21 protein-coding genes are annotated in these 26678 nt (G+C 34.7%); 9 read left to right on the top strand and 12 right to left on the bottom strand.

The window, feature by feature from the left end; translation table 11 throughout:
* Positions 1-5 precede the first annotated feature (5 nt).
* The 6 genes from JF259_RS01990 to radC all read right to left on the bottom strand — a co-directional run bounded on the left by JF259_RS01990 (position 6) and on the right by radC (position 5594).
* On the bottom strand, positions 6-842 hold the full coding sequence (locus JF259_RS01990) for a hypothetical protein (RefSeq protein WP_199112724.1): 837 nt from the start codon (positions 840-842) through the stop codon (positions 6-8).
* Positions 832-2244, bottom strand: coding sequence for a DUF5723 family protein (locus JF259_RS01985; RefSeq protein WP_199112722.1), 1413 nt, complete (start codon positions 2242-2244; stop codon positions 832-834). Before JF259_RS01985 ends, JF259_RS01990 begins: the two co-directional genes overlap by 11 nt.
* On the bottom strand, positions 2241-2804 hold the full coding sequence (locus JF259_RS01980; protein WP_199112720.1) for a hypothetical protein: 564 nt from the start codon (positions 2802-2804) through the stop codon (positions 2241-2243). The genes JF259_RS01985 and JF259_RS01980 overlap by 4 nt, the downstream gene beginning before the upstream one ends.
* A 42-nt stretch (positions 2805-2846) precedes the next feature.
* Positions 2847-3536 (bottom strand): YjjG family noncanonical pyrimidine nucleotidase, encoded by a 690-nt coding sequence (locus tag JF259_RS01975; protein ID WP_199112718.1) that lies wholly within the window; start codon positions 3534-3536, stop codon positions 2847-2849.
* Positions 3526-4827, bottom strand: coding sequence for a polysaccharide deacetylase family protein (locus tag JF259_RS01970; protein ID WP_199112716.1), 1302 nt, complete (start codon positions 4825-4827; stop codon positions 3526-3528). The genes JF259_RS01975 and JF259_RS01970 overlap by 11 nt, the downstream gene beginning before the upstream one ends.
* Before the next feature lie 68 nt (positions 4828-4895).
* On the bottom strand, positions 4896-5594 hold the full coding sequence (gene radC / locus JF259_RS01965; RefSeq protein ID WP_199112714.1) for a RadC family protein: 699 nt from the start codon (positions 5592-5594) through the stop codon (positions 4896-4898).
* 124 nt (positions 5595-5718) lie between these two features.
* Here radC and JF259_RS01960 point away from each other — a divergent pair, with 124 nt between their 5' ends.
* Both JF259_RS01960 and JF259_RS01955 read left to right on the top strand, forming a co-directional pair.
* The gene (locus JF259_RS01960) at positions 5719-6168 is read left to right on the top strand and encodes a DUF1569 domain-containing protein (protein WP_199112712.1); all 450 of its coding nucleotides are present in this window, start codon (positions 5719-5721) and stop codon (positions 6166-6168) included.
* 52 nt (positions 6169-6220) lie between these two features.
* Entirely contained in the window at positions 6221-6868 is a 648-nt protein-coding gene (locus JF259_RS01955; protein WP_199112710.1) for an MOSC domain-containing protein, read from the top strand.
* A 47-nt stretch (positions 6869-6915) separates the two neighbouring features.
* On the opposite strand, the gene JF259_RS01950 is transcribed toward JF259_RS01955, so the two are convergent.
* Positions 6916-8271 carry a UDP-N-acetylmuramate--L-alanine ligase gene (locus JF259_RS01950; RefSeq protein WP_199112708.1) on the bottom strand — a complete coding sequence of 452 codons (1356 nt, stop codon included), beginning with the start codon at positions 8269-8271 and terminating at the stop codon, positions 6916-6918.
* Between the two features lie 115 nt (positions 8272-8386).
* Positions 8387-9343: a tetratricopeptide repeat protein gene (locus tag JF259_RS01945; RefSeq protein ID WP_199112706.1), complete on the bottom strand. Its 957-nt coding sequence runs from the start codon at positions 9341-9343 to the stop codon at positions 8387-8389.
* A 267-nt stretch (positions 9344-9610) separates the two neighbouring features.
* On the opposite strand from JF259_RS01945, the gene JF259_RS01940 reads away from it, so the two are divergent.
* From JF259_RS01940 to JF259_RS01925, 4 genes are all read left to right on the top strand, one after another.
* On the top strand, positions 9611-15661 hold the full coding sequence (locus JF259_RS01940; RefSeq protein ID WP_199112704.1) for an alpha-2-macroglobulin family protein: 6051 nt from the start codon (positions 9611-9613) through the stop codon (positions 15659-15661).
* Between the two features lie 249 nt (positions 15662-15910).
* Complete coding sequence (locus JF259_RS01935; protein ID WP_199112702.1) at positions 15911-16285, top strand: DoxX family membrane protein; 375 nt, start codon at positions 15911-15913, stop codon at positions 16283-16285.
* A 380-nt stretch (positions 16286-16665) separates the two neighbouring features.
* Positions 16666-17091: a hypothetical protein gene (locus JF259_RS01930; RefSeq protein WP_199112700.1), complete on the top strand. Its 426-nt coding sequence runs from the start codon at positions 16666-16668 to the stop codon at positions 17089-17091.
* Positions 17088-18506 (top strand): M64 family metallopeptidase, encoded by a 1419-nt coding sequence (locus JF259_RS01925; protein ID WP_199112698.1) that lies wholly within the window; start codon positions 17088-17090, stop codon positions 18504-18506. Before JF259_RS01930 ends, JF259_RS01925 begins: the two co-directional genes overlap by 4 nt.
* Before the next feature lies 1 nt (position 18507).
* Here JF259_RS01925 and JF259_RS01920 read toward each other — a convergent pair whose 3' ends face one another.
* From JF259_RS01920 to JF259_RS01905, 4 genes are all read right to left on the bottom strand, one after another.
* Positions 18508-19029 carry a DUF4136 domain-containing protein gene (locus JF259_RS01920; RefSeq protein ID WP_199112696.1) on the bottom strand — a complete coding sequence of 174 codons (522 nt, stop codon included), beginning with the start codon at positions 19027-19029 and terminating at the stop codon, positions 18508-18510.
* A 241-nt stretch (positions 19030-19270) separates the two neighbouring features.
* Positions 19271-19972: an ion transporter gene (locus tag JF259_RS01915; RefSeq protein WP_199112694.1), complete on the bottom strand. Its 702-nt coding sequence runs from the start codon at positions 19970-19972 to the stop codon at positions 19271-19273.
* A gap of 67 nt (positions 19973-20039) precedes the next feature.
* Entirely contained in the window at positions 20040-21038 is a 999-nt protein-coding gene (obgE, locus tag JF259_RS01910; protein WP_199112692.1) for a GTPase ObgE, read from the bottom strand.
* Between the two features lie 112 nt (positions 21039-21150).
* Positions 21151-22260, bottom strand: coding sequence for an adenylate kinase (locus tag JF259_RS01905; RefSeq protein WP_199112690.1), 1110 nt, complete (start codon positions 22258-22260; stop codon positions 21151-21153).
* Positions 22261-22737: 477 nt separating this feature from the next.
* Between JF259_RS01905 and JF259_RS01900 the strand changes: the two genes are divergently transcribed.
* The 3 genes from JF259_RS01900 to JF259_RS01890 all read left to right on the top strand — a co-directional run bounded on the left by JF259_RS01900 (position 22738) and on the right by JF259_RS01890 (position 26653).
* Positions 22738-23892 carry a 5-(carboxyamino)imidazole ribonucleotide synthase gene (locus tag JF259_RS01900; RefSeq protein WP_199112688.1) on the top strand — a complete coding sequence of 385 codons (1155 nt, stop codon included), beginning with the start codon at positions 22738-22740 and terminating at the stop codon, positions 23890-23892.
* 93 nt (positions 23893-23985) lie between these two features.
* Positions 23986-24468: a 5-(carboxyamino)imidazole ribonucleotide mutase gene (purE, locus tag JF259_RS01895; protein ID WP_199112686.1), complete on the top strand. Its 483-nt coding sequence runs from the start codon at positions 23986-23988 to the stop codon at positions 24466-24468.
* Positions 24469-24613: 145 nt separating this feature from the next.
* On the top strand, positions 24614-26653 hold the full coding sequence (locus tag JF259_RS01890) for a M3 family metallopeptidase (protein WP_199112684.1): 2040 nt from the start codon (positions 24614-24616) through the stop codon (positions 26651-26653).
* Positions 26654-26678 lie beyond the last annotated feature (25 nt).

Below are 26678 nucleotides of genomic sequence, written 5' to 3'. Positions count from 1 at the left end.
TAAACCTAAAACTTAATATTGAGTCCTTCCTGTTTTAAAGTACCATCGGCATAATATTCAAGAATCCAACTATCTCCTTTCTTATAAACAATAGCCTGCTTGTTTTCAACCAGAAACGTATTTTCAAGTCCAGTTTTTAAAATTCTATAAACCACTTTTGGTGAGCTATCCACTAATTGAAATCCGTTTTTAATAATCTGTGCATACAATACCCCAGACACGCTTTCTATTGCACTAGATTCAACACTCTTAATTGCTTTAACAGGCACTGTAGCAACTTTTGTTTCAGTAACTTCAGCTTGCTTCTCTCTTTTTAAAGATGCTATTTCCTCTTTTAATGTCGCTATCTCCTTTGATACTTCAGCCTTGGCCTCAACTGCTTGAACAGCAACAGTATTTGTTATCTTAGGTTGGTATTTATAGTTAAGTGCTTCAAACGATTTAAAGGCCGCTCTTAATGCTTCGTTATAGGCCTTTGCATATTCCTTCTCTCTGCTTTCCCCTATTTCGGATGTATAAACAACACGATCATTACAATCTTTTAATTCGACGGTTAACTTCGTTTTAAAAAGGCCTGAATCCTTTATAACATCCGACTTTAAGGTCAAACACCTATTAAGTGCCATATCTTCTGGATATCCGTCTCCCTCCATTAGTGCATTAAAACCATATTTCTTAAATAAAAATTGAGCTAATTCATTTAATTGATATTGATTCTTTTCTTTTAAGAAATCGAACTTATTTGGTACGATTACATATTTGTAATCATTTAAATTCGCTTGAGAAAATGTGTTTGAAACCATGAAAAGTGCTATTAACACCAAAAATAATCTAGTCTTCATTTTTATTAAATATATAGTTAAACCCTAACTGTAAAGATACACTTTGTGCATCATATACGTTTTTATATTGTAGAAAATTATCTGCCATAAGATAAAAATTAACAGCACCAATATGTGCTGAAAGCCCAAAGCCTATGTTACTAAAAGAATAGGAATCTACGGTATAGGTTGCCTTTGCCCGCAAACCTTTAAACAATCTCCTGTAATAGTATGCCGTTAGGGCCATTTGAGGCTGTTTAGGCCTTTTTATCGCATATAACTGCAAACCAACAGCATTAAGATACCCAACATCCTCTTTTAAACAATTACATTCCTCACTTCTTTTCTCACCAAATGCATAATTTAAGGAAGCATTCAATTTTATAGGTCTCCAGGTTATGTATTTATTAGCAGTCGTATCGACAGTAAATAACGTTTCGAACTCATCTTCAATTTCACTCCAGTATTCCTCTGCTGTTTGACCAGATCCAGTTTCTGGAAAAATAGGGTTGGCGCCTTCAAAAGCATAATTACCTGCTATTTTATAATTTTCCACATCCTTACTATGACTTATAAACCCAATATCTAATAAACTTCCGTCCACAGTCCATTGTTTTGACAACTTATGAGAAAAACCTATGTCAAATCCCAAGCCAAGATCTCCTCCAAAAAGCGCTCTTTTTTTTAATGCCTTAGCTACTGCTTCCGAATCTGTATCATCATCGGTTAAACTTGCCAACCCAGATGTTCTAAGTTCAAGATCTAAATTGAATATATGGTTGTAAAAATTATTCTCGCCATATTCGGTAACAAAATAGCCTTTGTTTTTAGTAGTAGTTAGATTAAGTATATTGGAGTATATTTTCCCCCGAACACCAAATGAAAATGTTCTATTTACTTTTTTATTGAATCCTACATGTAAAACTGAAATAACTTCTGCACTACCACTGGCATGACCTGCATTAAAACGTCTATTGATATTATTTTGATTGCCTTCGTAAGCTAAAATGGCATAATCTTTTGGGAAATATGTGATAAAATCAAACTCTTGATACATACCAAAACTTATGTACTTGTTTTTATTATAACTAGTTCCATAAGCAAAACCGCCAGAGAAAATTTCTAATTGTTGATTAGCACTAAAAAAATCGTTAGATCTCATGCTGTATATAGCATTACGGAGCTTAGTATTGAAATCTACACCATCATCGGCAAAAACATCATAAACCGTACTACCCGATATTCCCACACTAGTATGAATGTGAGACAGTAATGGAATACCAAAATACCAATCGTTCTTTATTTCGCCTCCGGGATTAAGCATTAGTGCTTGTGGTATTTCTGAAAACCCATAAAGCACTTGCTTATTTTGAGAAAAGGTTAATCCCGTTATACATAAAAGCAACCAAATAACCTTTCTCATATAGAATTATCTATTTTTAAATAAAAAACACCCTTAGATTTCAAGCCTATTCTACCCGGTGTGCCTTCGTTGATCGGACTACCAGAACGTGTTCTTAAAGTAAGTATTAATTTGGTTGTTTGCTTTAAAGCTATCAAACTATTACCTTCAAAAACCTCTGTATGCTGTGAAACAATTTCCTCGTTATTTGGAGAAGGAGCAACAGATACTGTAAAGGCATGCCTTAATTGGTTTGCAGCATCAAAAAAATCGACTTGCACATCAAGTCCTCTATTTATTGAATTGGTCATTTCCAATACAAGCTCAGCCTTTATTAAATTATCTATTGCAAACTGATTGTTAAAAACATCGATGCTAACCGAATCTTGGATAACAGCGACCTCATAGCCATCGATATAAAACCTGCTCGCTGGCTCATCTAGGTGTACCAAACTGGATTCCAGTACTGGGTAAATTTCAAAATCGTTTATCTGGTCAAAATCCACATCTTTGGTGCACGAACCAACAAAAAAACTAAAAATGACGCTTATAATGGTATACTTAAATATTTGCTTTAACATGTCTAAACTTAAACGTAAAGATTTTCTAAATTGTACATTCTTCTATAAATATTTTTTTAATTGAATAAGATTATTGATTTGCTTAATATTGACATCTAATGCCTGATTCTTTGGATCGAAATAAATAACATCCATTCCAACATTCATAGCGCCTAGTATATCTGCCTCATAACCATCACCAACCATAACACTTTGATTAATATTAGTATTTGCTGCTTGTAGTGCAAACTCAAAAATTTTAGGGTTTGGCTTTTTAACGCCTGCTATTTCTGCATTGGTAACAGTCTTAAAATAATGATAGATATTAGCATTTCTTAGTTTTTTGTGCTGTACTTCGCTTAGGCCATTACTTATAATATGCAATGTATATTTACGACTCAAATAATCCAAAATTATAATTGTATTATCAAACAAATGATTATAGTTTGTAAGATGCATTATATAATCCCTGGAAACTCGATACACCGTTTCATCTTCAATAGAAAAACCAACAGCCTTGAATGTATCATTTAAGCGTCCGAAACGCAAAGTTTCATGATCAATTTTCTCATCCCTATAACGCTTCCAATAGTGTGCATTAATGACTATATAATTCGCTAAAAATGCATTTAAATCCACAGCCAATTCATTGAGTTCAAAAACCTTTTTGAATGTCAACGCCGAATTTTTATCAAAATCCCATAAGGTATGATCGAGATCAAAAAAAACATCTGTAATGCCCTTAAGCTTCATTTACCGAATCTAAAATAATATTAAACAATTCTTTAAACCCTTCCCAGCGCTCTGTATCACTAAAGGTGTAATTATGAAATACTGGCACAAACTCCCCATTAACATTTTTTATTTCGCTAATCAACTCATTTAACACCTTCTTTTTATCTAACAGTGATTGTGTTTTAAGCAAACTGTAGTCCATAAGATGGTAAGAGTTAATCTTTAAAGGTGTTTGTACTTCATAATCTAAATCGTAAAACAAAAATGGTGTGCATGAACCAGCTCGGAATCCAACATGATTTACATAGCCCATAGTATAATCCTCTTGAATCTCCAATTCGATAAGATTTCTGTAGGACTCTGGCATATTAAGCTTTGAAAACGATTGTCGGGAAGCCTTTAATGATGTATTCAAAATAGCTTCCATCCGCCGTTTTTCCTTTTTTAAAACTGTAATGTCATCAATTGCAAAAAAGGATGTTTTTAAGCCAACACTACAGTAATCGGCTATGTGCTTTATAAGTGATATAAAATGCTTTTTGTTTGCGTTTATACCCTTATCGTAAGTAGAATAATCGCCAATTAAAAAAAAGAATAAAAACTTATGATCACTATGCTTTTGCTTATTAATAATATACCTAAACGTATCGTAGGGATCATGCTTTAGACCAAACAACACCATGTAGCGGCTATAGAGTCGTTTAAATTTAAATTCGAACAAATCCTTTAAAGTACCTCCTAAAGAACGCATAATTCCCTTAAGTTTGAAATTATAAGCACTGGGAACATCTATAATTGGTTTTATAGAATACTTCCTTACCGGAAACTCAAATTCGGGGTACTGCTCATGTAAGGCTGCTTTAAACTTATAAGCCCAGATATCTACTACCGGTTGATGTAAAAACCCATATTTATACGCTATACTTTCGGTTGCAACAAAACGACCATATTCATCTTTAACGTGTGGTAAATATTCTTCGTATCTAGACAACAAATAAAAGGCCGCCGCAAAAATATCAAATGGCAAAGAACTCTTGTCACCATTAAAGAAAAAACACTTAGTTTCTTCCCAATCGTGAATGTGGATATCGACATCCGACAAACTTTGTTCAAATAAAATATCATGGCTCTTTATAAAAAACTCATTTCCAAGTGACTGTTTGGTATAAGACATTTTTAAGCTGTCATGAGCAATAAATGCCTCGATCTTAGTGGTAAAAGAAACCTCAATACCTAATACCCTAGTACAAATATGTCTAAAAACATATTTTAATCTCGGCGTAATATGATGTGTATAAACTAAGAGCATAGATAGAGTAAAGTAAATTTCAATTTTTAAATTTCAAACCACAAATCTTTAATTGGAATTTGATGCTTTCACAATAATGATTCATCGGCGAAACTAAAATATGCTTTTTCCGTTACAATTAGGTGATCCAATACTTTAATATCTAAACTTTGTGCTGCTGTTTTCAATTTTGTGGTCAACTGCTTATCGGCTGTACTAGGGTTTAATGCCCCTGACGGATGATTATGTACCAAAATAAGCCCCGTAGCTCCAAGCATTAAGGCGTTTTTAAGTACTAAACGAACATCTACTAAAGTACCTGTAATACCGCCTTTACTTAATTGGTATTTTTGGATAACTTTATTTGAATTGTTTAAATATATTATCCAAAACTCTTCATGCTGCAATTCACCAACTAGTGGCTGCATTAATTCAAAAACCGATAAACTTGAACTTATTTTTTTCTTATTCAATGCCTCTTCTCCCCGACGCCTACGCCCTAACTCCAAGGCAGCTGCAATTGTTATCGCTTTGGCTTCGCCAATGCCTTTAAACACCATTAACTGTTCAATAGACAACTTACCCAACTCACTTAGGTTGTTACCTGTATTGGCAAGTATGCGTTTGGCTAAGGCAACTGCACTTTCCTCCTTATTCCCCGAACCAATTAATATAGCAACCAATTCAGCATCACTTAAGGAAACCCGACCTTTATTAAGAAGTTTTTCACGAGGACGGTCGTCTAGCGACCATTTTTTAATAGTAAAAGATGAAGATTTTTCAGACATTTGATAAATATAATTATTGTAAATTTATCAGGCAATTTTAATCAAAAGAATTCCTCGATGTTAGTTCATTTCATGAAATTCTTAGATTTATCCGTTGGTTAAAAATTTTCTAAAATATTTACTTATGAAATCCCTATTTGAAATACATGTACACCAAGACATTTTAAATCGTATTGAAGCACTAACTGAAAACTCACAGCCGCTATGGGGAAAGATGGATGTTGCCCAAATGTTAGCGCATTGCATGGAACCATTAAACGTTACTTTAGGCAAACAAACCCTTAAAAAACCAAACTTTATTATGAAGATTTTGTTTTCGTTTTATAAGGCATCTCTTTATAATGACAAGCCTTGGAAACATAATTTACCGACTTCAAGAGAATATAGGGTTGTTGACAAAAAGAATTTTGTAGAAGAGAAAGACAAACTAATCGAACTAATCAATGTGTTTTATGCTAAAAAAGACGATCCCAATTGGCCATCACATCCTATTTGTGGAGATTTCACCCATGAGCAACGGGGACAAATGCAATACAAACACTTAGACCACCATTTAAGGCAATTTGGAGTTTAACCAAAGAAATTTATAGTATTAAGCTCATTACCAATAAAACTATTTTTAACTTATGAACATAACTTCTACAAATATTGCAACTCCCCAAACATTTGTATGGCAAGGAAAGGAAGTAACTTCTGGTATTTTTAAAACTCCGGTTAATACTCCTATATTTTTGGGCAAGGAAAGCGTTAATAATGATTTTGTTAGCGACACCAAAGTACACGGTGGTTATTATAAAGCATGCTATCTATTCTCTGCAGACCATTACCCCTATTGGAAAGCGCTTTATCCTAACTTAAATTGGGACTGGGGCATGTTTGGTGAAAACTTAACGGTTGCAGGACTTGATGAAACTAAAATTCATGTTGGTGATATTTATAAAATGGGCAGTGCTCTAGTTCAGGTTTCACAACCTCGGGAGCCTTGTTTTAAATTGGGGGCAAAATTTGGTTCCCAAGAGATTTTAAAACAATTTATAGCCCATAAACGCCCTGGAACTTATATAAGTATTTTAAAAGAAGGTAGCGTAAGTATAGGTGATTCAATAACCTTAGTAGAACGTATGGAAAAAAGTCTTTCAGTAGCTGAGTTATTTCATCTATTCTTTTCTAAAACAAAAGACGATACGCTTATAGAAATAGCGATGTCAAATGAGGCGTTACCTCAACATAAAAGGGACAAGTTAAAAAGCTTTCTAGGCAAAGCACCTTCGTGACAATCCGCAGCGCACATAAATCTCGATTAGGTAAATACGTTGTAATTTTACTTAATCAGCCTTTTAACTTCATCGAAATCCAATCCACCATAATTACCAGAGCTCATTAACAACAAGGCTTTATTCTCAAAATTTTGAGAGAACAAGTAGTTTTTAAAATCGTTAGGGTTTGTATAAACAACCAAGCCATCACGACCAAATGCATGAGCTATCTGCTCTTTCGTTACGGCATCAAGTTTTTTAATTGCAACGGCATTAGGTGAATAAAACACAACAGCTTCATCGGCTGCATTTAATGTGTCTTTATATTCTTTAAGAAAAGTTGCGGTTAAACTGCTATAAGTATGTAGTTCCAAACAGGCTATCAATTTCCTATTTGGGTATTGCTCTTTTAATGCACCTGTAGTTGCCTTCACCTTACTTGGTGAATGGGCAAAATCTTTGTATGCTACACTGTTATTACTTTCAGCTATTTTCTCCAAACGTTTGCTTGCACCTTTAAAAGTAGCAATAGCTTCATAAAAATCGTCTTCATCAATACCCATATGCTGACAAATCCATTTGGCACCTGCTAAATTGTTAAGATTATGCTTGCCAAAAACTTCAATAGGCATAGGGCCTTCTGGTGTTTCCAACAGTGTCCCCCCATTCTCAACCGTATATTCGGGCGTACAATATGGTATTTTTCTAATTGGGTTTTCACTAGAGGTTACCACGCTAACTACTTCTGGGTCTTCTTCATTATAGTTAATGCTTCCGCCTTTAACAATGCTATCTACAAAAATTTTAAATTGCTCAACGTAATTTTCAAAAGTTGGAAATACGTTAATATGATCCCAAGCAATACCACTTAACAATGCTATATTAGGTTTATACAAATGAAATTTAGGTCGCCTATCTATTGGGGAACTTAAATATTCATCTCCTTCTAAAACGATAAAATCATTAGCCTCAGTAAGCTTTACCATTACATCAAAACCTTCCAACTGTGCACCTACCATATAATCGACTTCTCTATCATGATAATGCATTACATGTAAAATCATGGAAGTAATGGTGGTTTTTCCATGACTTCCTCCAATAACTACCCGCGTTTTATTTTTAGACTGCTCGTACAAAAATTCCGGATAACTATAAATTTTAACGCCTAACTCTTGTGCTCTTAATAACTCAGGGTTATCTGCTTTGGCATGCATTCCCAAAACAATGGCATCTAGATTTGTTGTGATCTTTTCGGGAAACCAACCAAAGACTTCTGGCAACAAACCTACTGCTTCCAATCTTGATTTTGAAGGTTCAAAAATCGTATCGTCACTTCCTGTTACTTTATCTCCTTTATTATGTAATGCTAAGGCTAAATTATGCATTGCTGCACCTCCTATAGCTATAAAATGTACGTTCATGTATCGTTTTTTGAAGAAAAATCAAATATACTTTTTTCGTATATAATACACGAATGTTTTTAACTATTATGTACTGTATATGGCATTCATAATCTATTTAGACCAAACTTAAACATTAATCAAGTTCTAATATCTTTTCCTTTTCTTCTATAAAAGAGGTTTCTTTGGGAAGTTCGGCAATTGCTAAATCTATATATTTTAAAGCCGCAATCTTATCTTCTCTATGCTTATGTATTTGTGCCAATCGATAATATGCCCAAGCTTTAGGAACCCCATCTGCCGTGCTGTAATTATTAAGGTATACATGTAAGCACCTTTCCCCTTTTTCTAGCGCAACATTATATTCGGCCGACACTTTGCCTATTTGATAATGCAATGCATTACGCTGATGCTTTTTCTGTGCGTCTTCAATAGTTTTTATAGCCCTACCGGGTAGTTCATTTTTTTCGTAAAAGCTAACTAGTTTATTAAAACAAGTCAATGAGCCTCCTACCTGTATTGCCTTTTTATAATAAGCTTCAGCTAGTTCGGGTTCATTATCATATTCATATATATAACCTTTAGCCAAATAACCATCTACGGCCGACAAGGTTTCTAACTGATTTGCATAGTGTAATGATTTCTTTTTACTCCCTCCCAAAATACCAGGCAACTGCATATAGAGTTCAACCAACGCCCAACGGGTATCAATATGGTTTTTATCTAAATCGGCAGCTTTTAAAAATGCTGTCTTTACATCTCCTATAATTGTTAAAGCTTGTATTTTACTAACAGACAAAGCTTTCATACCCAAAACGCCTCCGTATTTATAATGGTAATTTGCCTCATTTGGTTTAGCTTCCACCAATTGTTTGTACTGTACTATGGCTTTATTCCATTTTTTTTGATGGCCATAAGCATCTCCCAACAACTCAATGGCCTTTAAATTATTTGGATAGGTCTCTAAATAGTTTTGAAGCTCAATTTCAGCATTAGCAAATTGCTTTTTTTGAAATAGCAAATCGATTGCATTGAGCCTTGGCTGCCCTAAAAGCACAATAGGAAATAAAAAAAAGTAGAAAAATTTACGCATAATAAATCCGTCGAAACTACGAAATTAAACTTTCATTGTACAAAATAAAGAATTTCATGAAACGAACTATCCCCAAGACAGATCCCCGAGGAATTCTTTTCGATTAATATTTTCAAAACATACCATTCTAACTTAGATTTACTGTAAACCATAGCGGGACAAGCATTGGAACATTTAAATCTCGACTATCGAATAAAAGGTCTCGTACATTTATTGTATTTTGGAATGGCTTTTGAGTAGTACTAACAAAAAAGCCTTCTAACTCTTATGAAATATTTACGTCGCATCTTAACAGTTATTCTTTTTACAAATTTTACTTATGCCCAAGTACCAAACTATGAAAATCTTTGGGAGCAAGTAGAACATTTTGAAATGGAAGGTTTACCTAAATCTGCATTAAAAATAGTTACCAATATTTCAAAACAAGCAACAAAAGACAATAATGCGGCGCAACAAATAAAAGTAATGCTGTATAAAAGTAAGTTTGCTTTAGTTTTGGAAGAAGAGGCACAACTAAACATCATAGAGGATTTTAAAGCTGAAATAGCCAAAAGCAGTTTCCCCAAAAAAAATATTCTAGAAAATTTACTCGCCAACTTATATTGGCAATACTTTCAACAAAACAGATGGCAATTTTACAACCGTACCAAAACTGAAACAAAAGCTTCTCCTGAAGATTTTAGAACTTGGGATCTGCAAACACTCTTTGAAGCGATACACATACATTATCAAAATTCACTTCAAAACGGTCTACTACTTCAATTAGAATCTTTAGACTCCTATGATGCCATACTCGAAACCCAAAAGGATTCTAAAATTTACAGACCTACACTTTACGACTTTTTGAGTCATAATGCTTTGGACTTCTATAAAACCAATGAAAACAGTATTACCAAACCCTCATATAAATTTGAAATTGACAATCCAGACCTATTGGGTGATTCCAAGACATTTTCCATGTTAACTATCATTTCTAAAGACACCACTTCGCTACAATTAAATGCTCTAAAAATTTATCAAAACCTTATAAAATTCCATTTAAAAGATACCACGCCCATTGCCTTATCCGATATTAATATTGAACGCTTAAAATTTGTAAAGGAACATGCTACATTTAAGAACAGTGAGGCCATTTTAACAGAAACATTCAAAGCAGAGGCACTAAAGATAAAACAGCATGAAGCTTCAGGATTATACAATTTCGAAATCGCATCTTTATATTTTGGCAAAAGCCAGGAATACAATCCCAAAACGAATGAAACCTTTCGATGGAAAGCTAAAGAAGCAAATGACATTTGCAATACTATCATCTCAAAATTCCCTAAAAGCAAGGCAGCCAAAAAATGTGCTGTTTTAAAACAGCAAATCGGACAGCAAACCGTCCAAATTACTACAGAAGCCTTCATTCCCATTCAACAACACGGACGCCTGTTGGTTCGATATAAAAATTTAGACTTGCTTGATTTTAAAATATTCAAACTAAGCAGGAAGACACTGGATCAATTCAATAAAACTTACAGAAAAGAAGAGCAATTAGCCTTTATTAAAAAGCTTGAAGCTACAACCCAATGGAAAAGTACTTTACGTAACGAAAATGACTTCCAGCCCCATACTACTGAAATTACAATTCCTAAACTTGAAAATGGGACGTATTTAATATTTGCTACACCTAAAAATGACAATACAATCTTTGCATTTAAAAGCATTCAGGTTACGAACCTGGCCTTAATAGAAACCGATAGTGATGATTATAAACACCTACAGGTAATTGATAGAAATAATGGGCAACCAATTGAAGGCGCCAAACTAACACTATCGTACCGTAAAAGCTCGAGTGGTGGAAAAATCTCTGAAACTAAAACATCCAATAAGTATGGAGGAATATCAATTCCTAAGTTCAATTCCATTTATAAAAATCTAAAAATAGAGGTTGAATCTAACAATGAAAAAGCACATTTTGAAGGTTATTTTATCTACCAATACTACAAAAAGGAAGGAGAACATGAGAAAACTAGCTACACCTCCTTTTTATTCACCGATAGAAGTATATACCGTCCCGGTCAAACTGTATATTTTAAAGGGATTGTCATTGAAAAACATAAAGAACAAACCAGTCCTGTTATAAACGAAACCATTTTCGCTTCCCTTTACAATGCCAATGGTGAAATAATTTCCGAACTTGATTTTGAGACAAATGAATATGGCTCTGTTGCTGGTGAATTTATACTCCCCAACACAGGGCTAAATGGCCAATACTATATTGAAATTTATGCAACAAAAGGTGCTATACGCGATCGCCATTATTTCTCTGTTGAGGAATACAAACGCCCTAAATTTGAAACGAAGTTCAATCCGGTAACCGAAACAGTTAAAATAAATGACACAGTCTCCATTAAGGGTAGTGCCTTAGCTTATGCAGGTAGTTCCATTACCAATGCCAAGGTCGTTTATCGTGTGCATAGAAAAGTCCAATACCCACGTTGGTATCATTGGTACCGTCCATGGTTTCACAGTGAACCTCAAGAAATAAGCCATGGCGAAACCTCAACGGATAGTAATGGTAGGTTTGAAATCAACTTTAAAGCCCTACCCGACCTTAGTGTAGATAAAAATGACCTCCCTATTTTCAATTACGAAATCACGGCAGACGTTACCGATCTTAACGGAGAGACCAGAAGTACCCTAACGACTGTGAAGGTAGGTTACCATGCATTGCTAGCCACATTATCTATAGATCCTACATTAGAAAAAACAAAAAAGACCCACGCGCTTAGTATTGATACCCAAAACCTAAACGGCGAGTTTGTCCCCGCAAAAGGTACTATCAAAATATATAAACTAAAAGCCCCTGAAGCTGTTCTAAGACAGCGTCCCTGGGAAGCTCCCGACTATCAAGAATTATCAAAAGACACCTTTAAAAAACTGTTTCCACACGATGCTTATAATAATGAGCACAAACCCGAAAACTGGGAAAAAGGCAACCTCGTTTTTGAAACTGAATTTAATACCGGGGATTCCAAAGAAATAAAATTAGGTAACCTAAAAAAATGGGATTCGGGCAAATACATTATAACCCTAGAAAGCAAGGACCGCTTTGGACAAGAGGTTAAAGATGAGATAAAAACCACATTGTATGCCGATACCGATGAAACACTAGCCGACAATCAATTATTCAGTATAACTACCGATAAATTAACTTACAAAGCTGGTGAAACAGCTATAATAACGCTGGCCTCGGCTGCCGATAATTTGAATGTTACGGTTACGATTGAAAAAGATCGCAAAACCGTAAAAACAGCCATCATTCAATTAAACAACAATAAAAAATCTATACATGTTCCCATTACAAACCAAGATATTGGTGGTTTTATTATCCATTACAGTTTTTCAGCATTTAACGATTTTCAATCCGGCTCACAAGCAATTACTGTACCTTATCCTGAAACGGAGTTAGAAATTGAAACGCTTACGTTTCGTGACAAATTGCAACCCGGACAAGATGAAACGTGGCGCTTTAAAATCAAAGGGCCTCAAGGAAATAAAATAAGCGCCGAACTATTGGCGAGTATGTACGATGCTTCTTTAGACCAATTCAAACCACACAATTGGAACTTTAGCCCCATTAGCAACCCTATCTACTATCCATATTATAGAAGCAATGCCAAACAAAGTTTTGGAACATCACATTTTAGAGTATCTAATAACAAGCTTAATATTAATTATCCAATACAACTATACGATCAGTTAAATTGGTTTGGATTTTATTTTGGAAACAGAAAAAGATATGATGTAACCAATGCGATAAATCAAAAAATTAAAGGTGCTCAAATTGTTAATGATGAAATAGAAGTCGAAGAATCAATTGCTTTTATGAACGCTGATGACAATGAGGGTATTTTAGATGAAGTTGTTGTAGCTAGCTTTGATAAAAAACAAGAAAAAAAGCTTGAAGAACACCAAAACTTCAACAATGTTCAAATCCGTAAAAACCTGCAAGAAACAGCCTTTTTCTTTCCTCAGTTACAAACAGACGAAGTTGGCAATATTAGTTTTAGCTTTACAACCCCTGAAGCACTCACCCAATGGAAGCTGCAATTACTGGCACATACTAAAACTTTAGAAAGTACAACCAAAACCTTAACTACAGTTACACAAAAAGACCTTATGGTTATACCCAATGCACCACGTTTTTTACGTGAAGGTGATCAAATAAACATCAGCGCCAAAATTACAAACCTATCAGGTAAGCCACTGTCCGGAAACGCTATTTTACTTTTATTTGATGCACTTTCGGGCAAACCTATAGACTTCAAACTAGGAAATTCATCCAATAACAAAACGTTTACTGTAAAGGCTAAAAGTAATACTCAGATATCTTGGGATTTGACCATTCCAGACGACATACAAGCTGTACAGTATCGCGTGATTGCTAAATCTGGTAACTTTAGTGATGGTGAACAAAACTTATTACCTGTACTCTCTAACCGCATGCTCGTAACCGAAACCCTCCCCATGTGGATTAAAAGTAATGAAACCAGAACATTTGTATTAGATAAACTAAAGACCAATACCTCAACAACACTAAAACACCACAAACTCACCTTGGAAATAACTTCCAATCCTGCGTGGTATGCCATACAGGCACTTCCTTACCTAATGGAATATCCGTATGCATGCAACGAGCAAACCTTTTCACGATACTATGCCAATGCACTTGCTAGCCATATAGCCAACAGTAACCCTAGAATACAAGATGTATTTAAGCAATGGAACTCACTGGGCGCGGTAATTAGCAACCTTGAGAAAAATCAGGAATTAAAATCCATCTTAATTCAAGAAACCCCTTGGCTACGAGATGCACAAAGCGAAACAGAACAGAAAAAGCGTATCGCCTTATTATTCGATTTAAATAAAATGCATAACGAACTACAATCGGCACTACGCAAATTAAAAAACAATCAAATGGATTCCGGAGCCTGGCCCTGGTTTCAGGGAGGCAGGGAAAACCGCTATATCACCCAGCACATCATTACTGGCTTTGGACATTTAGATAAACTAGGGGTTACACCAAACACAAACGCCGTGCCTGAAATGATTGAAAAAGCAATCCGCTATCTGGATGCCGAATTTGTAAAAGCATATAAAGACATCCGTAAATACGATGCTAAAGTAGATTTGACTAAAGACCACTTAACCTATATACAACTACATTACCTGTATATGCGTAGCTTCTTTCCTGAGATCAAAAAATCGGATGAGACCAAGGAGATTTCAGAATACTACCTATCCCAAATTCAAAAGTACTGGCTAACACGTCCTCTTTACGCCAAAGGTTTAATGGCTTTAATTACCGATAGGATGAACGATAAGCTTACGGCTTCAAAAATTTTAAAATCATTAAAAGAAACTGCTATTATCTCTGAAGAGCTTGGCATGTACTGGAAAGAAAACAGCAATTCCTGGTTCTGGTACCAAGCTCCCATTGAAACGCAAGCTCTATTAATAGAAACGTTCTCTGAAATTGAAAATAATACAGAAACCCTAGACAATCTTAAAATATGGCTACTTAAAAATAAACAAACCAATCGTTGGAAAACAACCAAAGCAACCACAGATGCCATCTATGCACTTTTATTACAGGGCAGTGATTGGCTAAGCATAACCAACGAGGTAGATGTTACAATTGGCAACCAAAAAATAGTACCATCAAAACTGGAAGCAGTAAAAGTAGAAGCAGGAACAGGATACTATAAAACCAATTGGAACACTTCTGAGATTAAACCCGATATGGGAGAAGTGAAACTAACAAAAAAAGGAAACGGTATTGCTTGGGGTGGATTATACTGGCAATACTTTGAGGATCTTGACAAAATAACCGCTGCCGAAACATCATTAAAACTAAAGAAAAAGCTATTTCTAAAAAAATACACCGATAAAGGGGAATCCATCTCCGAAATCTCCCAAGACACCCCTTTAAACATAGGGGATCTGATTAGGGTTCGCATCGAATTACAAAATGATCGCCTTATGGAATTTGTCCACATGAAAGATATGCGAGCTTCCGGACTTGAGCCTATAAACGTACAGTCACAATACAAATGGCAAGATGGATTAGGCTATTACGAAAGTACCAAAGATGCGGCTACCAATTTCTTTTTTGATTATTTACCAAAAGGTGTTTTTGTGTTTGAATACGATTTACGTGTTAACAATGCAGGTAATATGAGTAATGGTATTACAACCATTCAAAGCATGTACGCACCAGAATTTAGTAGTTATAGTGAAGGAAAGCGAATTATTGTTAATAGTACTAATTAATTCTTTTTACACGTAAATAACTATTTACGCGTAAGTTAATACCTCTTTTACCGACAAAAGAGGTTGAAGAAATTTCTTTATGCTTTTTTTGCAAACCGCCTAATGATTTATCCTTGTGGTATTTGCAACGAAAACATATGGATTTCGAGGGGCAATCCTCGAAGGGTTCAATACCATTCCTGATTTTAATGAGTCATTTTATGGTATAATGACTATTATCGAATAAATTCTAACTAAAAACATTCTATTATGAATTCAAAAGTTTTTACAGTATTACGGATAATTTTAGCGCTAATACTACTAGTATTTGGTCTCAATAAGTTTTTTCATTATTTACCACAACCAGATGTCTCTGCCGACGCAGGTGCGTTTTTTGGCGCTTTGATCTCTACAAAAACATTTATGTTAATTGCAATTGTTGAAGTCCTTGCGGGCTTTGCATTTTTATTAAACAAATATGCAGCCCTAATGGCTGTAATTTTAATGAGTGTTTCTGTAAATATTATACTATACCACCTAAGTTTGGATGCAGAAAACATAGGTCCTGGATTAATTCTATTCATTTTAAATATTGCTATGCTCTATAATTATAGAGATAAGTATAAAGAACTACTTAAAGCATAACATAAAAGAGGCTGCCTAAAAAGCTGAATAATACATTTCAATTTTTGTTTACTTTTGGGCAGCCTCTTTTTTATACCTCTTATTTTCATTTATCCCCCCAAAAATGGTGTATTTTTGAGTTAGACAAAAAAGAAAAGATACGGTTATTTTTGTAATGATGTATCGTGCAAAAAGGCGCATTTTATATGTACCAATTTAAAGTTGAAATGGTATTTTATGTTAACAGTAATCTTGTTATGAGGCTCAAATGCACAATTCAGGTTTAATTATTAACTTTGATCGAAAATTAATTCCTTTTTTAATTGAAGAAACGATCGACATACCATGCGATTTTAACCCTCTTATCTGTGTTTATATGCTCCTGTGCTCCAACCAAACCTATGGAAGCACCCACTTATAACATAAAATCTTCTCCAAAACTTATCTTTTTAAACTATGCCATAAAGAAAAATTCGGATGACACCAAAACTGTCCGATTTGTAAACAAAATAGTCACCGAAGGTAAGCTAAAAAGTTATGGCAATAAGTATATTAAAACTGGCCATCCGGGTGACCTTAAGTGTGTACAGTTAGACAAAACGGGAAAGGCACTACATGAACATATTATAAAAAACCCGTTAATCAAATCATTTGAATATCTTAATGACTCTAGATCGTTCGAAAAGAAAACAGTTAATTTAGACAGTACTTCTTTTTCATTACGATTACAACTAAACCCCCTCACAAAATCTATAATGATAAGCGAGATCATGGCTTATAAAAAGAATGATCAAATACTAATCCGAACAGCTATTAATTCACTATGAAACAAGCACTACTAATGTTGTTGGTATTTATTGGTCAATATCTAGGTATTGCACAAACCTTTGATGTAGAAACAATTAAATACTCAGGAGAGGATAACAAACGGATTAACCTCGTTATTTTAAGTGAAGGCTATCAAGAGCATGAATTAGCTCAATTTATAACAGTTGCGACCGAATTTACTAATGCAATGTTTAATGAGCCACCCTTTTTGGAATATGCAAACTATTTTAATGTATATGCCATAAAAGTACCCTCTAATGAAAGTGGTGCCGACCACCCCGGAACGGCTACAGACATTGATGAAACAGCAATAACACCTACTTACGTAGACACCTATTTTAATGCTACATATGATGCCTTTGGCACACACCGATTGTTGTACTACGAAATTGACGGTAACAATGCCAATAACACAGAATTAAAAATAACAACCGTACTCGCCAATAATTTTCCTAATTATGACAAAGCCGTCCTATTGGTTAACTCCGACGATTATGGCGGTAGTGGTGGTGAATTTCCCATGTTTTACTCAGGCAATTGGGGAGCCGCTACAATGGTTCATGAACTAGGCCATGCTTTGTTCGACCTAAAAGACGAATACTACCCAGGTGATCTGTTAGCTGGAGAAGCAATTAATATGACACAAGTAACCGATCCCAATATAGTACGATGGAAAAATTGGCTAGGTAGTAATGAAGTAGGTATTTATCAATATTATGATGATGATGGTTTTGCTAAAGATTGGTACAAACCACACCAAGATTGCATAATGGAAAAAATTGAAAAATCATTTTGTTCTGTCTGTAAAGAAGGTGGGATTGAAAAAATACACAGTATCATCTCTCCTATTAATGATTATTCACCTAGCAATACTTCTATTGAAAGCCCCTCTTTTCCAATAGATTTTCAGTTAGATTTAATTCATCCCATTCCAAATACTTTAGAAACAACATGGACTTTAAATTCAAACGAATTTGCAACAAATGTTGACGCAATAAGTATTTTGGAATCCGATTTAAATAGCGGTAATAATAACTTAACGGTTGTTGTACACGACGCTACTTCTCTTTTGAGAGTTGATAACCATACTACAACCCATATCTATACAGTAAACTGGAGCATTGATAATTCTTCTTTGGGAGTATCCTCTATAACTAGTGAAATTAACAATTTAAGCATTGCATTATATCCAAACCCGACTAATACAATTGCTTATATAAAACTGGAAAGCAAAAACATTATTACATTAAAAGTAGAACTCATAAGCTTGGATGGAAAAAAAATAAAAAGTCTCGAACTTAACACATTAATTCCTATCGAATTAGACATTGAACATTTAAGTCAAGGTACCTATATTGCCAATTTTTATACAAACAATGTCCGTATTGCTAGCAAACGGCTAATTAAAATATAAACTATTGTTTGGGTGGGTATTGTCCAAGTACTTTTTCTACAATAGCTTTTAAACGATTTTCCCGCTCTTCTGGTGTAGCATTTGGATTGAAACTGGCCTCACTAACTGCTTGCCAAAAAAGTGTCATACCACTTTTGTCTACAAAATCAATTATAATCCTGCGATTCAAATTTCCTTGCCCAACTGGCACCCCTATAGAAATGCCACCTCCAACATGACGACCTGTCCCCCCCAGACCGACACCAACGGTATTTCGAGGTGCTTCCTGATATGCACTACTTTTTATATCTATGAAAAAATCAGGTGCCTCGGACAAATCAAGACCTTTAGCTTTCATATTCAAATCAATTGCATTCAACAATCGTTTTACATCCAAATCGCTCAAGCCCGTTTCCATATCACTAAAATAGTTATAGGATTTGTATTTAGTGAAATTGGTGTTCTTATCAAAATCATAACTGACACGAATGGGAGCGCAAGACGTTATTATTGTTGCTAAAAGAATAATTTTAAAAAACTTCATAACAAATACTTTTTATAAAATTAATCAAAAATTGTGCTACAAACTTTCATTAAAAAATTTTATACCATTTCCACCATGAAACGAGCATTAAGAAATTTTAAAAATTACTTCACAAAAGGAAATGTTTAAAATTTTTAATGAGAGAACGAGTGTAAGGAGTGGTTACACACGTTCTTAATTTTATAATTACAATAAAATCAATTAATTACTAAAATTTAAACGTGTAAAAAAAACTATCCGATTATTTATTATCAACAGATTTCGTTAAGGCCGAAGATATTATACCGGTTGGTATTGCAACAATACCCAGTCCAATCATTAGGATAATAAACGTAAACACCTTTCCGCCTACTGTAATTGGGTATACATCACCATAGCCTACAGTAGTTAGTGTAATAATAGCCCACCAAAGACTATCAAAAACTGATGAAAAATGTTCTGGTTGCGCTTCATTTTCGAAATAATAAATTCCTACAGCAGAAAAGTATATTAATATAAGTGTAATAAAGATAAACAGTAGAATTTCTTCCTTTGCCGATTTTATTGCTGAAGTAAAGTGATTCATGGCTCTATTATAACGCCCCAATTTTAAAATTCTGAATAAGCGCAAAAAACGTAAAGCCCTTAACGACCTTAAATCGACCCCAAACGCTAAATAAAATGGAAGTATCGCTAATAAGTCAATAATACCAAAAAAGCTAAAAACGAATCGAAGTTTACTATCCGCTACATAGATTCTTAGAAAATACTCAAGAGTAAAAACAATTACACTAAACCACTCTATATACTTTAGAAGGGCTCTTGTTTGGGGTTCTAAATCGGGTAGTGTTTCAATTGAAAAAGCAACAACAGATAATAGGATTAAAAACTGAATAAAGATAGAGAAATACCTGCTTAACTTATTATCATTAATTTCCACAATATTTTTAATACTCTTTTGCATATTGAATTCTTTATTCAATTATAAACAAAAATGAGCCAATTTAAAAATCTTTGTGAGCCTTAAAAAACTAATTATTAAGTATTTTCCACAATATATCCTTAAGCTCTGTTATACCCTGTTGTGCTACTGACGATATAAATACATAGGGAATTGGTAGTTCGTTATCCAGTTCCTCTTTCAATTCTTCTTTTAGCTCATCATCTAACAAATCGCATTTAGAAATGGCAATAATACGTTCCTTATCCAACATCTCAGGATTATAGCGTCTTAATTCATCAAGCAATATATCGTACTGTTTCTTAATATCATCTGCATCGGCTGGAATTAGAAACAGCAATACAGAATTACGCTCTATATGCCGTAAAAAATAATACCCAAGCCCCTTACCTTCGGCAGCTCCTTCAATAATCCCTGGGATATCTGCCATTACAAAGGTTTGAAAATCCCGATATTTTACAATTCCCAAATTAGGTTTGAGTGTTGTAAATTCATAATCAGCAATTTTAGGCTTTGCAGATGTTATTACCGATAGCAACGTTGATTTCCCTGCATTAGGAAAACCAACTAAACCTACATCGGCCAATACCTTTAATTCTAAAGTAATATGTTTTTCTTCTAACGGAAGTCCGGGTTGGGCGTAACGTGGTGTTTGATTGGTTGCTGTCTTAAAATGCCAGTTTCCCAGGCCTCCTTTTCCACCTTCAGCAATAATCTTTTCTTCTCCTTCTTCTATGATTTCAAAGATAATATCGTTGGTCTCTGTATCACGTACTACAGTCCCTAGCGGCACGTCAATATACACATCTTCACCATCAGCCCCGGTGCTCCTACTTTTTCCACCATGTTCACCATGGCCAGCTTTTGCGTGCCTTTTAAATTTTAAATGCAGTAAGGTCCAAAGGTTAGATTGACCACGAATAATTACATGACCGCCTCGACCACCATCACCGCCATCGGGACCGCCTTTGGCGATATACTTTTCACGATGTAAATGCGCAGAACCTTTACCTCCGTTCCCAGAGGTAACATGTATTTTTACATAATCAACAAAATTTCCTTCAGTCATATTAAAGTTAAAAGTGATAAGTTAAAAAATTAAAAGTTATCAATAAAAACTTTCAACCTCAACGCTTACCATAATTATAGAAAAACTAAGTAGTGTCTGTTTTTCTTGTATGCTATAAACTGTCAATCACACTACTTAATCGCTTGGTAATATCTTCAATGCTACCAATACCGTCGACTCCGTAATATTTATTTTGAGCGGAATAATATTCCTTTAAAACAGCTGTTTTATTGTAGTATTCTGTTATTCTGTTTCTAATAATTGACTCATCGGCATCGTCTGCCCTGCCACTGGTTTCACCTCGTTTAAGTAAGCGTTGTACCAAAACCTCATCTTCAACTTCTAGGGCAACCATGGCACTTATTTCCGAATCCTTACTTTGCATTAGCGTATCCAAAGCTTGAGCTTGTGCATTGGTTCTTGGAAATCCGTCAAAAATAAAACCATTTGCATCTGTATTTTTTTCAACCTCGGCATTCAACATATCTATTGTTACTTGATCCGGCACCAATTCGCCTTTATCTATGTAAGACTTAGCCAACATTCCCAAAGCTGTTTCATTTTTAATATTATACCTAAAAACGTCACCTGTAGAAATATGAACTAAATTGTATTTTTCTTTAAGAAATTCTGCCTGTGTTCCTTTTCCAGCTCCTGGAGGGCCAAATAGCACTAAGTTTGTCATGTGTTGTGTTTCTTTTATTTGATATACTTCTGGCAAATCCCTTCCCAGACCGTCATAATCAAGTCCGTAACCAACTATAAACTTATCGGGAATTTCAATACCTACATAATGTAATTTAAAATCTTTCTTATAGGCTTCGGGCTTATAAAACAGCGTTGCTATCTTTAATGTTTTTACTGCTTCGTTTTTAAAAATACGATGTACTTCGGCCAACGTATTACCAGAATCTATAATATCTTCCAAAATAATAACCGTACGATCTGTTAAATCTTGTGTCAAACCTATTAAACGTTGAATATCCTCACTGGACTTAACGCCTTCGTACGAAGCCAACTTTATAAAGGTTACTTCACATGGCTTGGGGTATTTCTTAACAAAATCGCTTACTAGCATAAACGATCCATTTAAAATACCAACAAACACAGGAATTTCGTCACCAACATCTTTAGCTATTTCATTGACCATACGATCCAGAGCTTGGTCTATGCTTTGGGCCGAAATAAATGGCTTAAAAAATTTATCATGAAATTGTAACACGACTAATACATTTTGAAAGACGCAAAGATAATCAATAGATTAAGGAATAACCATTTTTTTATACGTTTAAATTATGATAATTCATTTGATTTTATATTAATGATAAAATTGAGAACGTATGTAATCGCTACGCTCCCACATTAAAAATTTTAAACATTCCCTTTTGTGAAAAAATGCTTAAATTTTGTTAATGTTCGTTTCATCTGCTTATTTTGTTTGCCCTATATAGATAGTACAACGTTTAATGAGCAAATAATCACTCCCTATGTGTTACATGGTTACGTTAACTATGGCGGTTTCATTTAGTTTTTATTACCTATTCGATCATCCATTCTGGTTTACATATTTACATAAAGCTCATTACCATCATATCAAGATCAGGTATTAAACTTTAGTTATGGATGTTCCATTTTTAAGTGTATTTTTGCATATTCCAAGCCACTTAGCTGTGGTCTAATTTCAGTAAAATACAATAGAATGAATTATTTTTCTTCAAATTTTAAACTTGGTATTCTTGGTGGCGGCCAGTTAGGAAAAATGCTGCTTAACGATACCAGAAAATTTGATATATATACCAGTGTTTTAGATGCTAGCAACGATGCACCCTGTAAAATTGCCAGCAATGAGTTCCATTTAGGTGATTTAATGGATTACAATACGGTTTACAATTTTGGGAAACACGTTGATGTGCTTACCATAGAAATTGAAAACGTCAATGTTGATGCCTTGGAAGCTCTCGAAAAAGAAGGGATAAAGGTACACCCCGGATCCAAAACACTCCGTACCATTCAAAACAAAGCAAAACAAAAATTATTTTACACTGATAACAATCTACCAACAGCGCCATTCTCACGTTTTGCTTACACATCAGAAATTAAAGACGCTATAGATAATGGTGGATTAAAACTACCTTTTGTTTGGAAATCGGCACAGTTTGGATATGATGGCACTGGTGTTAAAATTGTAAAAACAATTGACGATCTAGATGGTTTACCAAATGTAGAATGTATTGCTGAAACGTTGGTGCCTTTTAAAAATGAATTATCTGTAATAGTTGCCCGTAGTGCATCTGGGGAAACAACAACCTTCCCTGTTGTAGAAATGGAATTCCATCCAGAGGCTAATCAGGTGGAATATGTAATTTGTCCAGCTAGAATTCCAGAAACTGTGGCAAAAAAAGCTGAACAAGTTGCTTTAGAAACCTCAAAAGCTTTTAACCATGTGGGGCTTTTGGCTGTAGAAATGTTCCAAACCAAAGACGATGCTATTCTAATAAATGAAGTAGCTCCAAGACCTCATAATTCAGGGCATCACACTATTGAATCCAGCTACACATCGCAATTTGAGCAACACCTCCGAGCAATCTTAGGTTTACCTTTAGGACGAACAGCTAGTAAACTAGGTGGTGTGATGGTAAATTTAGTAGGTGCTGAAGGGTATACGGGTAATGTTGTTTATCAAAATATTGAAGCCATTTTAAAAATGGAAGGTGTTACACCACATATTTATGGAAAAAAACAGACCAGACCGTTTCGTAAAATGGGACATGTTACCATTGTAAATGCAGATTTAAGCGAAGCCCGACGGATTGCAGAAGAAGTAAAAAATACCATTAAGGTAATAAGTGAATAACGTCTCCCCGAGCGCAGTCGAGGGAGCTGTTTACATATTCTTATTTTTGAATTTAGGTCTCGACTGCGCTCGACCTGACAAAATATAATTTGTATGAGTAAAGTTGGAATAATTATGGGAAGTAAAAGTGACCTTCCTGTTATGCAAGATGCCATAGACATCTTAAACAGTTTCCATATAGAGGTTGAAGTGGATATTGTATCTGCACATAGAACCCCGGAAAAACTATTTGATTATGGACAAAACGCACATACTAGAGGATTCTCTGTAATTATTGCCGGTGCTGGTGGTGCTGCCCATTTACCAGGAATGATAGCTTCATTATCTCCTCTACCGGTAATTGGAGTTCCTGTAAAAAGTAGTAATTCTATAGATGGTTGGGACTCTGTTCTTTCCATTCTCCAAATGCCAGGCGGTGTTCCTGTTGCCACTGTAGCTCTTAATGGCGCTAAAAATGCAGGTATTTTAGCCGCTCAAATAATTGGTTCTCATAATGTAGATGTTTTAAATAAACTCATAGCTTACAAAGAAGAACTGAAGCAAAAAGTACACGAATCGGCCAAAGACTTAAAATAAAAAAGCCCCGAACAATCTTCGGGGCCCATCAAATATAAAACCGAATTATTATAAGTTAGTCACCTTATAAATTTTACTTGGCAAATATATAAAAAATATATTATGCGCGCATAGTAATAACTGTAATTTTTATCCCCTTCTTAAAATGACGAAAAACTATTTACTAGAATCCTTTAACACTCCATATAATACCGCTCCTTTTTCAAAAATTAAGGACTCCGATTTTATCCCTGCTTTTAAGGAAGCCATTTCAAATGCTAAATCTGAAATAGATACCATTATAAATCATCCAGATACACCTACATTTGAGAACACTATTGTAGCTTTAGACTTTTCCGGAGAGCAATTGGATAGAATATCAAATATCTTTTTTAATTTAAATTCTGCTGAAACTAATGATACCATTCAAAAAATCGCACAAGAAGTATCACCCCTTTTATCAGAATTCAGTAACGATATTACACTTAACGAAGCACTGTTTAGGCGTGTAAAAGCTGTATACTTACAAAAGGAATCTTTAAATCTGACTACCGAACAACAAACACTACTTGATAAAAAGTATAAAAGTTTTTCTCGTAATGGTGCCAATTTACCAGAAGATAAAAAACAAAAACTTAGGGATATTGACAAAAAGCTCAGCACTCTTAAATTAAAGTTTGGAGAAAACGTATTAGCAGAAACCAATAAATTTGAAATGCTAATCACAAACGAAAAAGATCTCTCAGGGCTTCCAGCAGGTGCTATAGAAGCTGCTAAGCAACTCGCCGAATCCAAAAATAAAAACGGTTGGGGTTTTACTTTAGATTATCCAAGCTATATTCCATTTGTCACCTATGCAGACAATCGTGACCTTAGAAAGCAACTAACATTAGCTGCCGGAAGTAAAGGCTTTAAAAATGATGCCTTAGACAATCAAGCAAACATACTTCAGATAGTAAAGCTAAGACATGAGCGTGCTAATCTTTTAGGTTATAAAACACATGCACACTTTGTTTTAGAAGAACGCATGGCCAAAACACCCGAAAAGGTTCAAGAGTTTTTAACCGAATTGCTCGAAAAAGCAAAGCCTGCGGCAACAAAAGAATTTAAAAACTTAGAGAAATTTGCCAAAGAGCTAGACAATATAGACAGATTGGAAAAATGGGATGCTTCCTATTACTCGGAAAAATTAAAACAAAAACTTTTTAGTTTAGATGACGAACTCCTAAAACCATATTTCAAATTAGAAAATGTTATTAAAGGGGCATTTACCGTTGCAAACAAATTATTTGATCTGTATTTTGAAGAAATAAATACTATAGATAAATACCATGAAGATGTTCTAACTTATAAAGTAACGGATAAAGAAGGGAACTTGATTTCCATTTTCTATGCCGATTTTTTTCCAAGACCAGGTAAACGCAACGGTGCTTGGATGACATCTTATAAACCACAATATATTAAAGATGGTATTAACGAAAGACCCCATGTCTCTATAGTTTGCAACTTCACGAAACCAACAAAAACAAAACCATCTCTCTTAACCTTTAACGAAGTCACTACCCTATTTCATGAATTTGGACATGCGCTTCATGGCATGTTGGCCAACACCACATATCCTAGCCTATCCGGCACCAGTGTATTTTGGGACTTTGTAGAACTACCTAGCCAAGTTATGGAAAATTGGTGTTACGAAAAGGAAGCTTTGGAACTTTTTGCTAAACATTATGAGACAGGAGAAATACTTCCTATGGAACTTATTGAAAAAATAAAGGCATCGGCAACATTTCATGAAGGTATGCAAACCTTACGCCAATTAAGTTTTGGGTTATTGGACATGAGTTGGCACGGACAAGACCCTACCCATATGACAGATGTAAAAAACCACGAAGCCAAAGCTTTTAAAGACACCTCTTTATACCCGGAAGTAAAAGAAAACTGTATGAGTACAGCTTTCTCACATATCTTTCAAGGTGGTTATTCGTCTGGCTATTACAGTTATAAATGGGCCGAAGTTTTGGATGCTGATGCTTTTGAATATTTTAAAGAGCTAGGAATTTTCAATAAAGAGGCTGCCAATAAATTCAAGGAAAATGTTTTAAGCAAAGGAGGTACCGAAGACCCTATGACACTTTATAAACGCTTTAGGGGGCAGGAACCAAAACCTGAAGCCTTGTTAAAACGGTCTGGGTTGATAAAGAATTAAACATATTCATTTTTTTGTCCTATTT

This window comes from Snuella sedimenti (assembly GCF_016428595.1).
Taxonomy (GTDB): domain Bacteria; phylum Bacteroidota; class Bacteroidia; order Flavobacteriales; family Flavobacteriaceae; genus Snuella; species Snuella sedimenti.
The sequence above is the reverse complement of the archived record's forward strand: the minus strand, read 5'-3'. Positions and strand labels throughout refer to the sequence as shown.

Excerpts from the sequence above, each read along its gene's own strand:
- JF259_RS01990 (WP_199112724.1), bottom strand. The coding sequence starts at position 842 with ATGAAGACTAGATTATTTTTGGTGTTAATAGCACTTTTCATGGTTTCA.
- JF259_RS01985 (WP_199112722.1), bottom strand. The coding sequence starts at position 2,244 with ATGAGAAAGGTTATTTGGTTGCTTTTATGTATAACGGGATTAACCTTT.
- JF259_RS01980 (WP_199112720.1), bottom strand. The coding sequence starts at position 2,804 with ATGTTAAAGCAAATATTTAAGTATACCATTATAAGCGTCATTTTTAGT.
- JF259_RS01975 (WP_199112718.1), bottom strand. The coding sequence starts at position 3,536 with ATGAAGCTTAAGGGCATTACAGATGTTTTTTTTGATCTCGATCATACC.
- JF259_RS01970 (WP_199112716.1), bottom strand. The coding sequence starts at position 4,827 with ATGCTCTTAGTTTATACACATCATATTACGCCGAGATTAAAATATGTT.
- radC (WP_199112714.1), bottom strand. The coding sequence starts at position 5,594 with ATGTCTGAAAAATCTTCATCTTTTACTATTAAAAAATGGTCGCTAGAC.
- JF259_RS01960 (WP_199112712.1), top strand. The coding sequence starts at position 5,719 with ATGAAATCCCTATTTGAAATACATGTACACCAAGACATTTTAAATCGT.
- JF259_RS01955 (WP_199112710.1), top strand. The coding sequence starts at position 6,221 with ATGAACATAACTTCTACAAATATTGCAACTCCCCAAACATTTGTATGG.
- JF259_RS01950 (WP_199112708.1), bottom strand. The coding sequence starts at position 8,271 with ATGAACGTACATTTTATAGCTATAGGAGGTGCAGCAATGCATAATTTA.
- JF259_RS01945 (WP_199112706.1), bottom strand. The coding sequence starts at position 9,343 with ATGCGTAAATTTTTCTACTTTTTTTTATTTCCTATTGTGCTTTTAGGG.
- JF259_RS01940 (WP_199112704.1), top strand. The coding sequence starts at position 9,611 with ATGAAATATTTACGTCGCATCTTAACAGTTATTCTTTTTACAAATTTT.
- JF259_RS01935 (WP_199112702.1), top strand. The coding sequence starts at position 15,911 with ATGAATTCAAAAGTTTTTACAGTATTACGGATAATTTTAGCGCTAATA.
- JF259_RS01930 (WP_199112700.1), top strand. The coding sequence starts at position 16,666 with ATGGAAGCACCCACTTATAACATAAAATCTTCTCCAAAACTTATCTTT.
- JF259_RS01925 (WP_199112698.1), top strand. The coding sequence starts at position 17,088 with ATGAAACAAGCACTACTAATGTTGTTGGTATTTATTGGTCAATATCTA.
- JF259_RS01920 (WP_199112696.1), bottom strand. The coding sequence starts at position 19,029 with ATGAAGTTTTTTAAAATTATTCTTTTAGCAACAATAATAACGTCTTGC.
- JF259_RS01915 (WP_199112694.1), bottom strand. The coding sequence starts at position 19,972 with ATGCAAAAGAGTATTAAAAATATTGTGGAAATTAATGATAATAAGTTA.
- obgE (WP_199112692.1), bottom strand. The coding sequence starts at position 21,038 with ATGACTGAAGGAAATTTTGTTGATTATGTAAAAATACATGTTACCTCT.
- JF259_RS01900 (WP_199112688.1), top strand. The coding sequence starts at position 22,738 with ATGAATTATTTTTCTTCAAATTTTAAACTTGGTATTCTTGGTGGCGGC.
- purE (WP_199112686.1), top strand. The coding sequence starts at position 23,986 with ATGAGTAAAGTTGGAATAATTATGGGAAGTAAAAGTGACCTTCCTGTT.
- JF259_RS01890 (WP_199112684.1), top strand. The coding sequence starts at position 24,614 with ATGACGAAAAACTATTTACTAGAATCCTTTAACACTCCATATAATACC.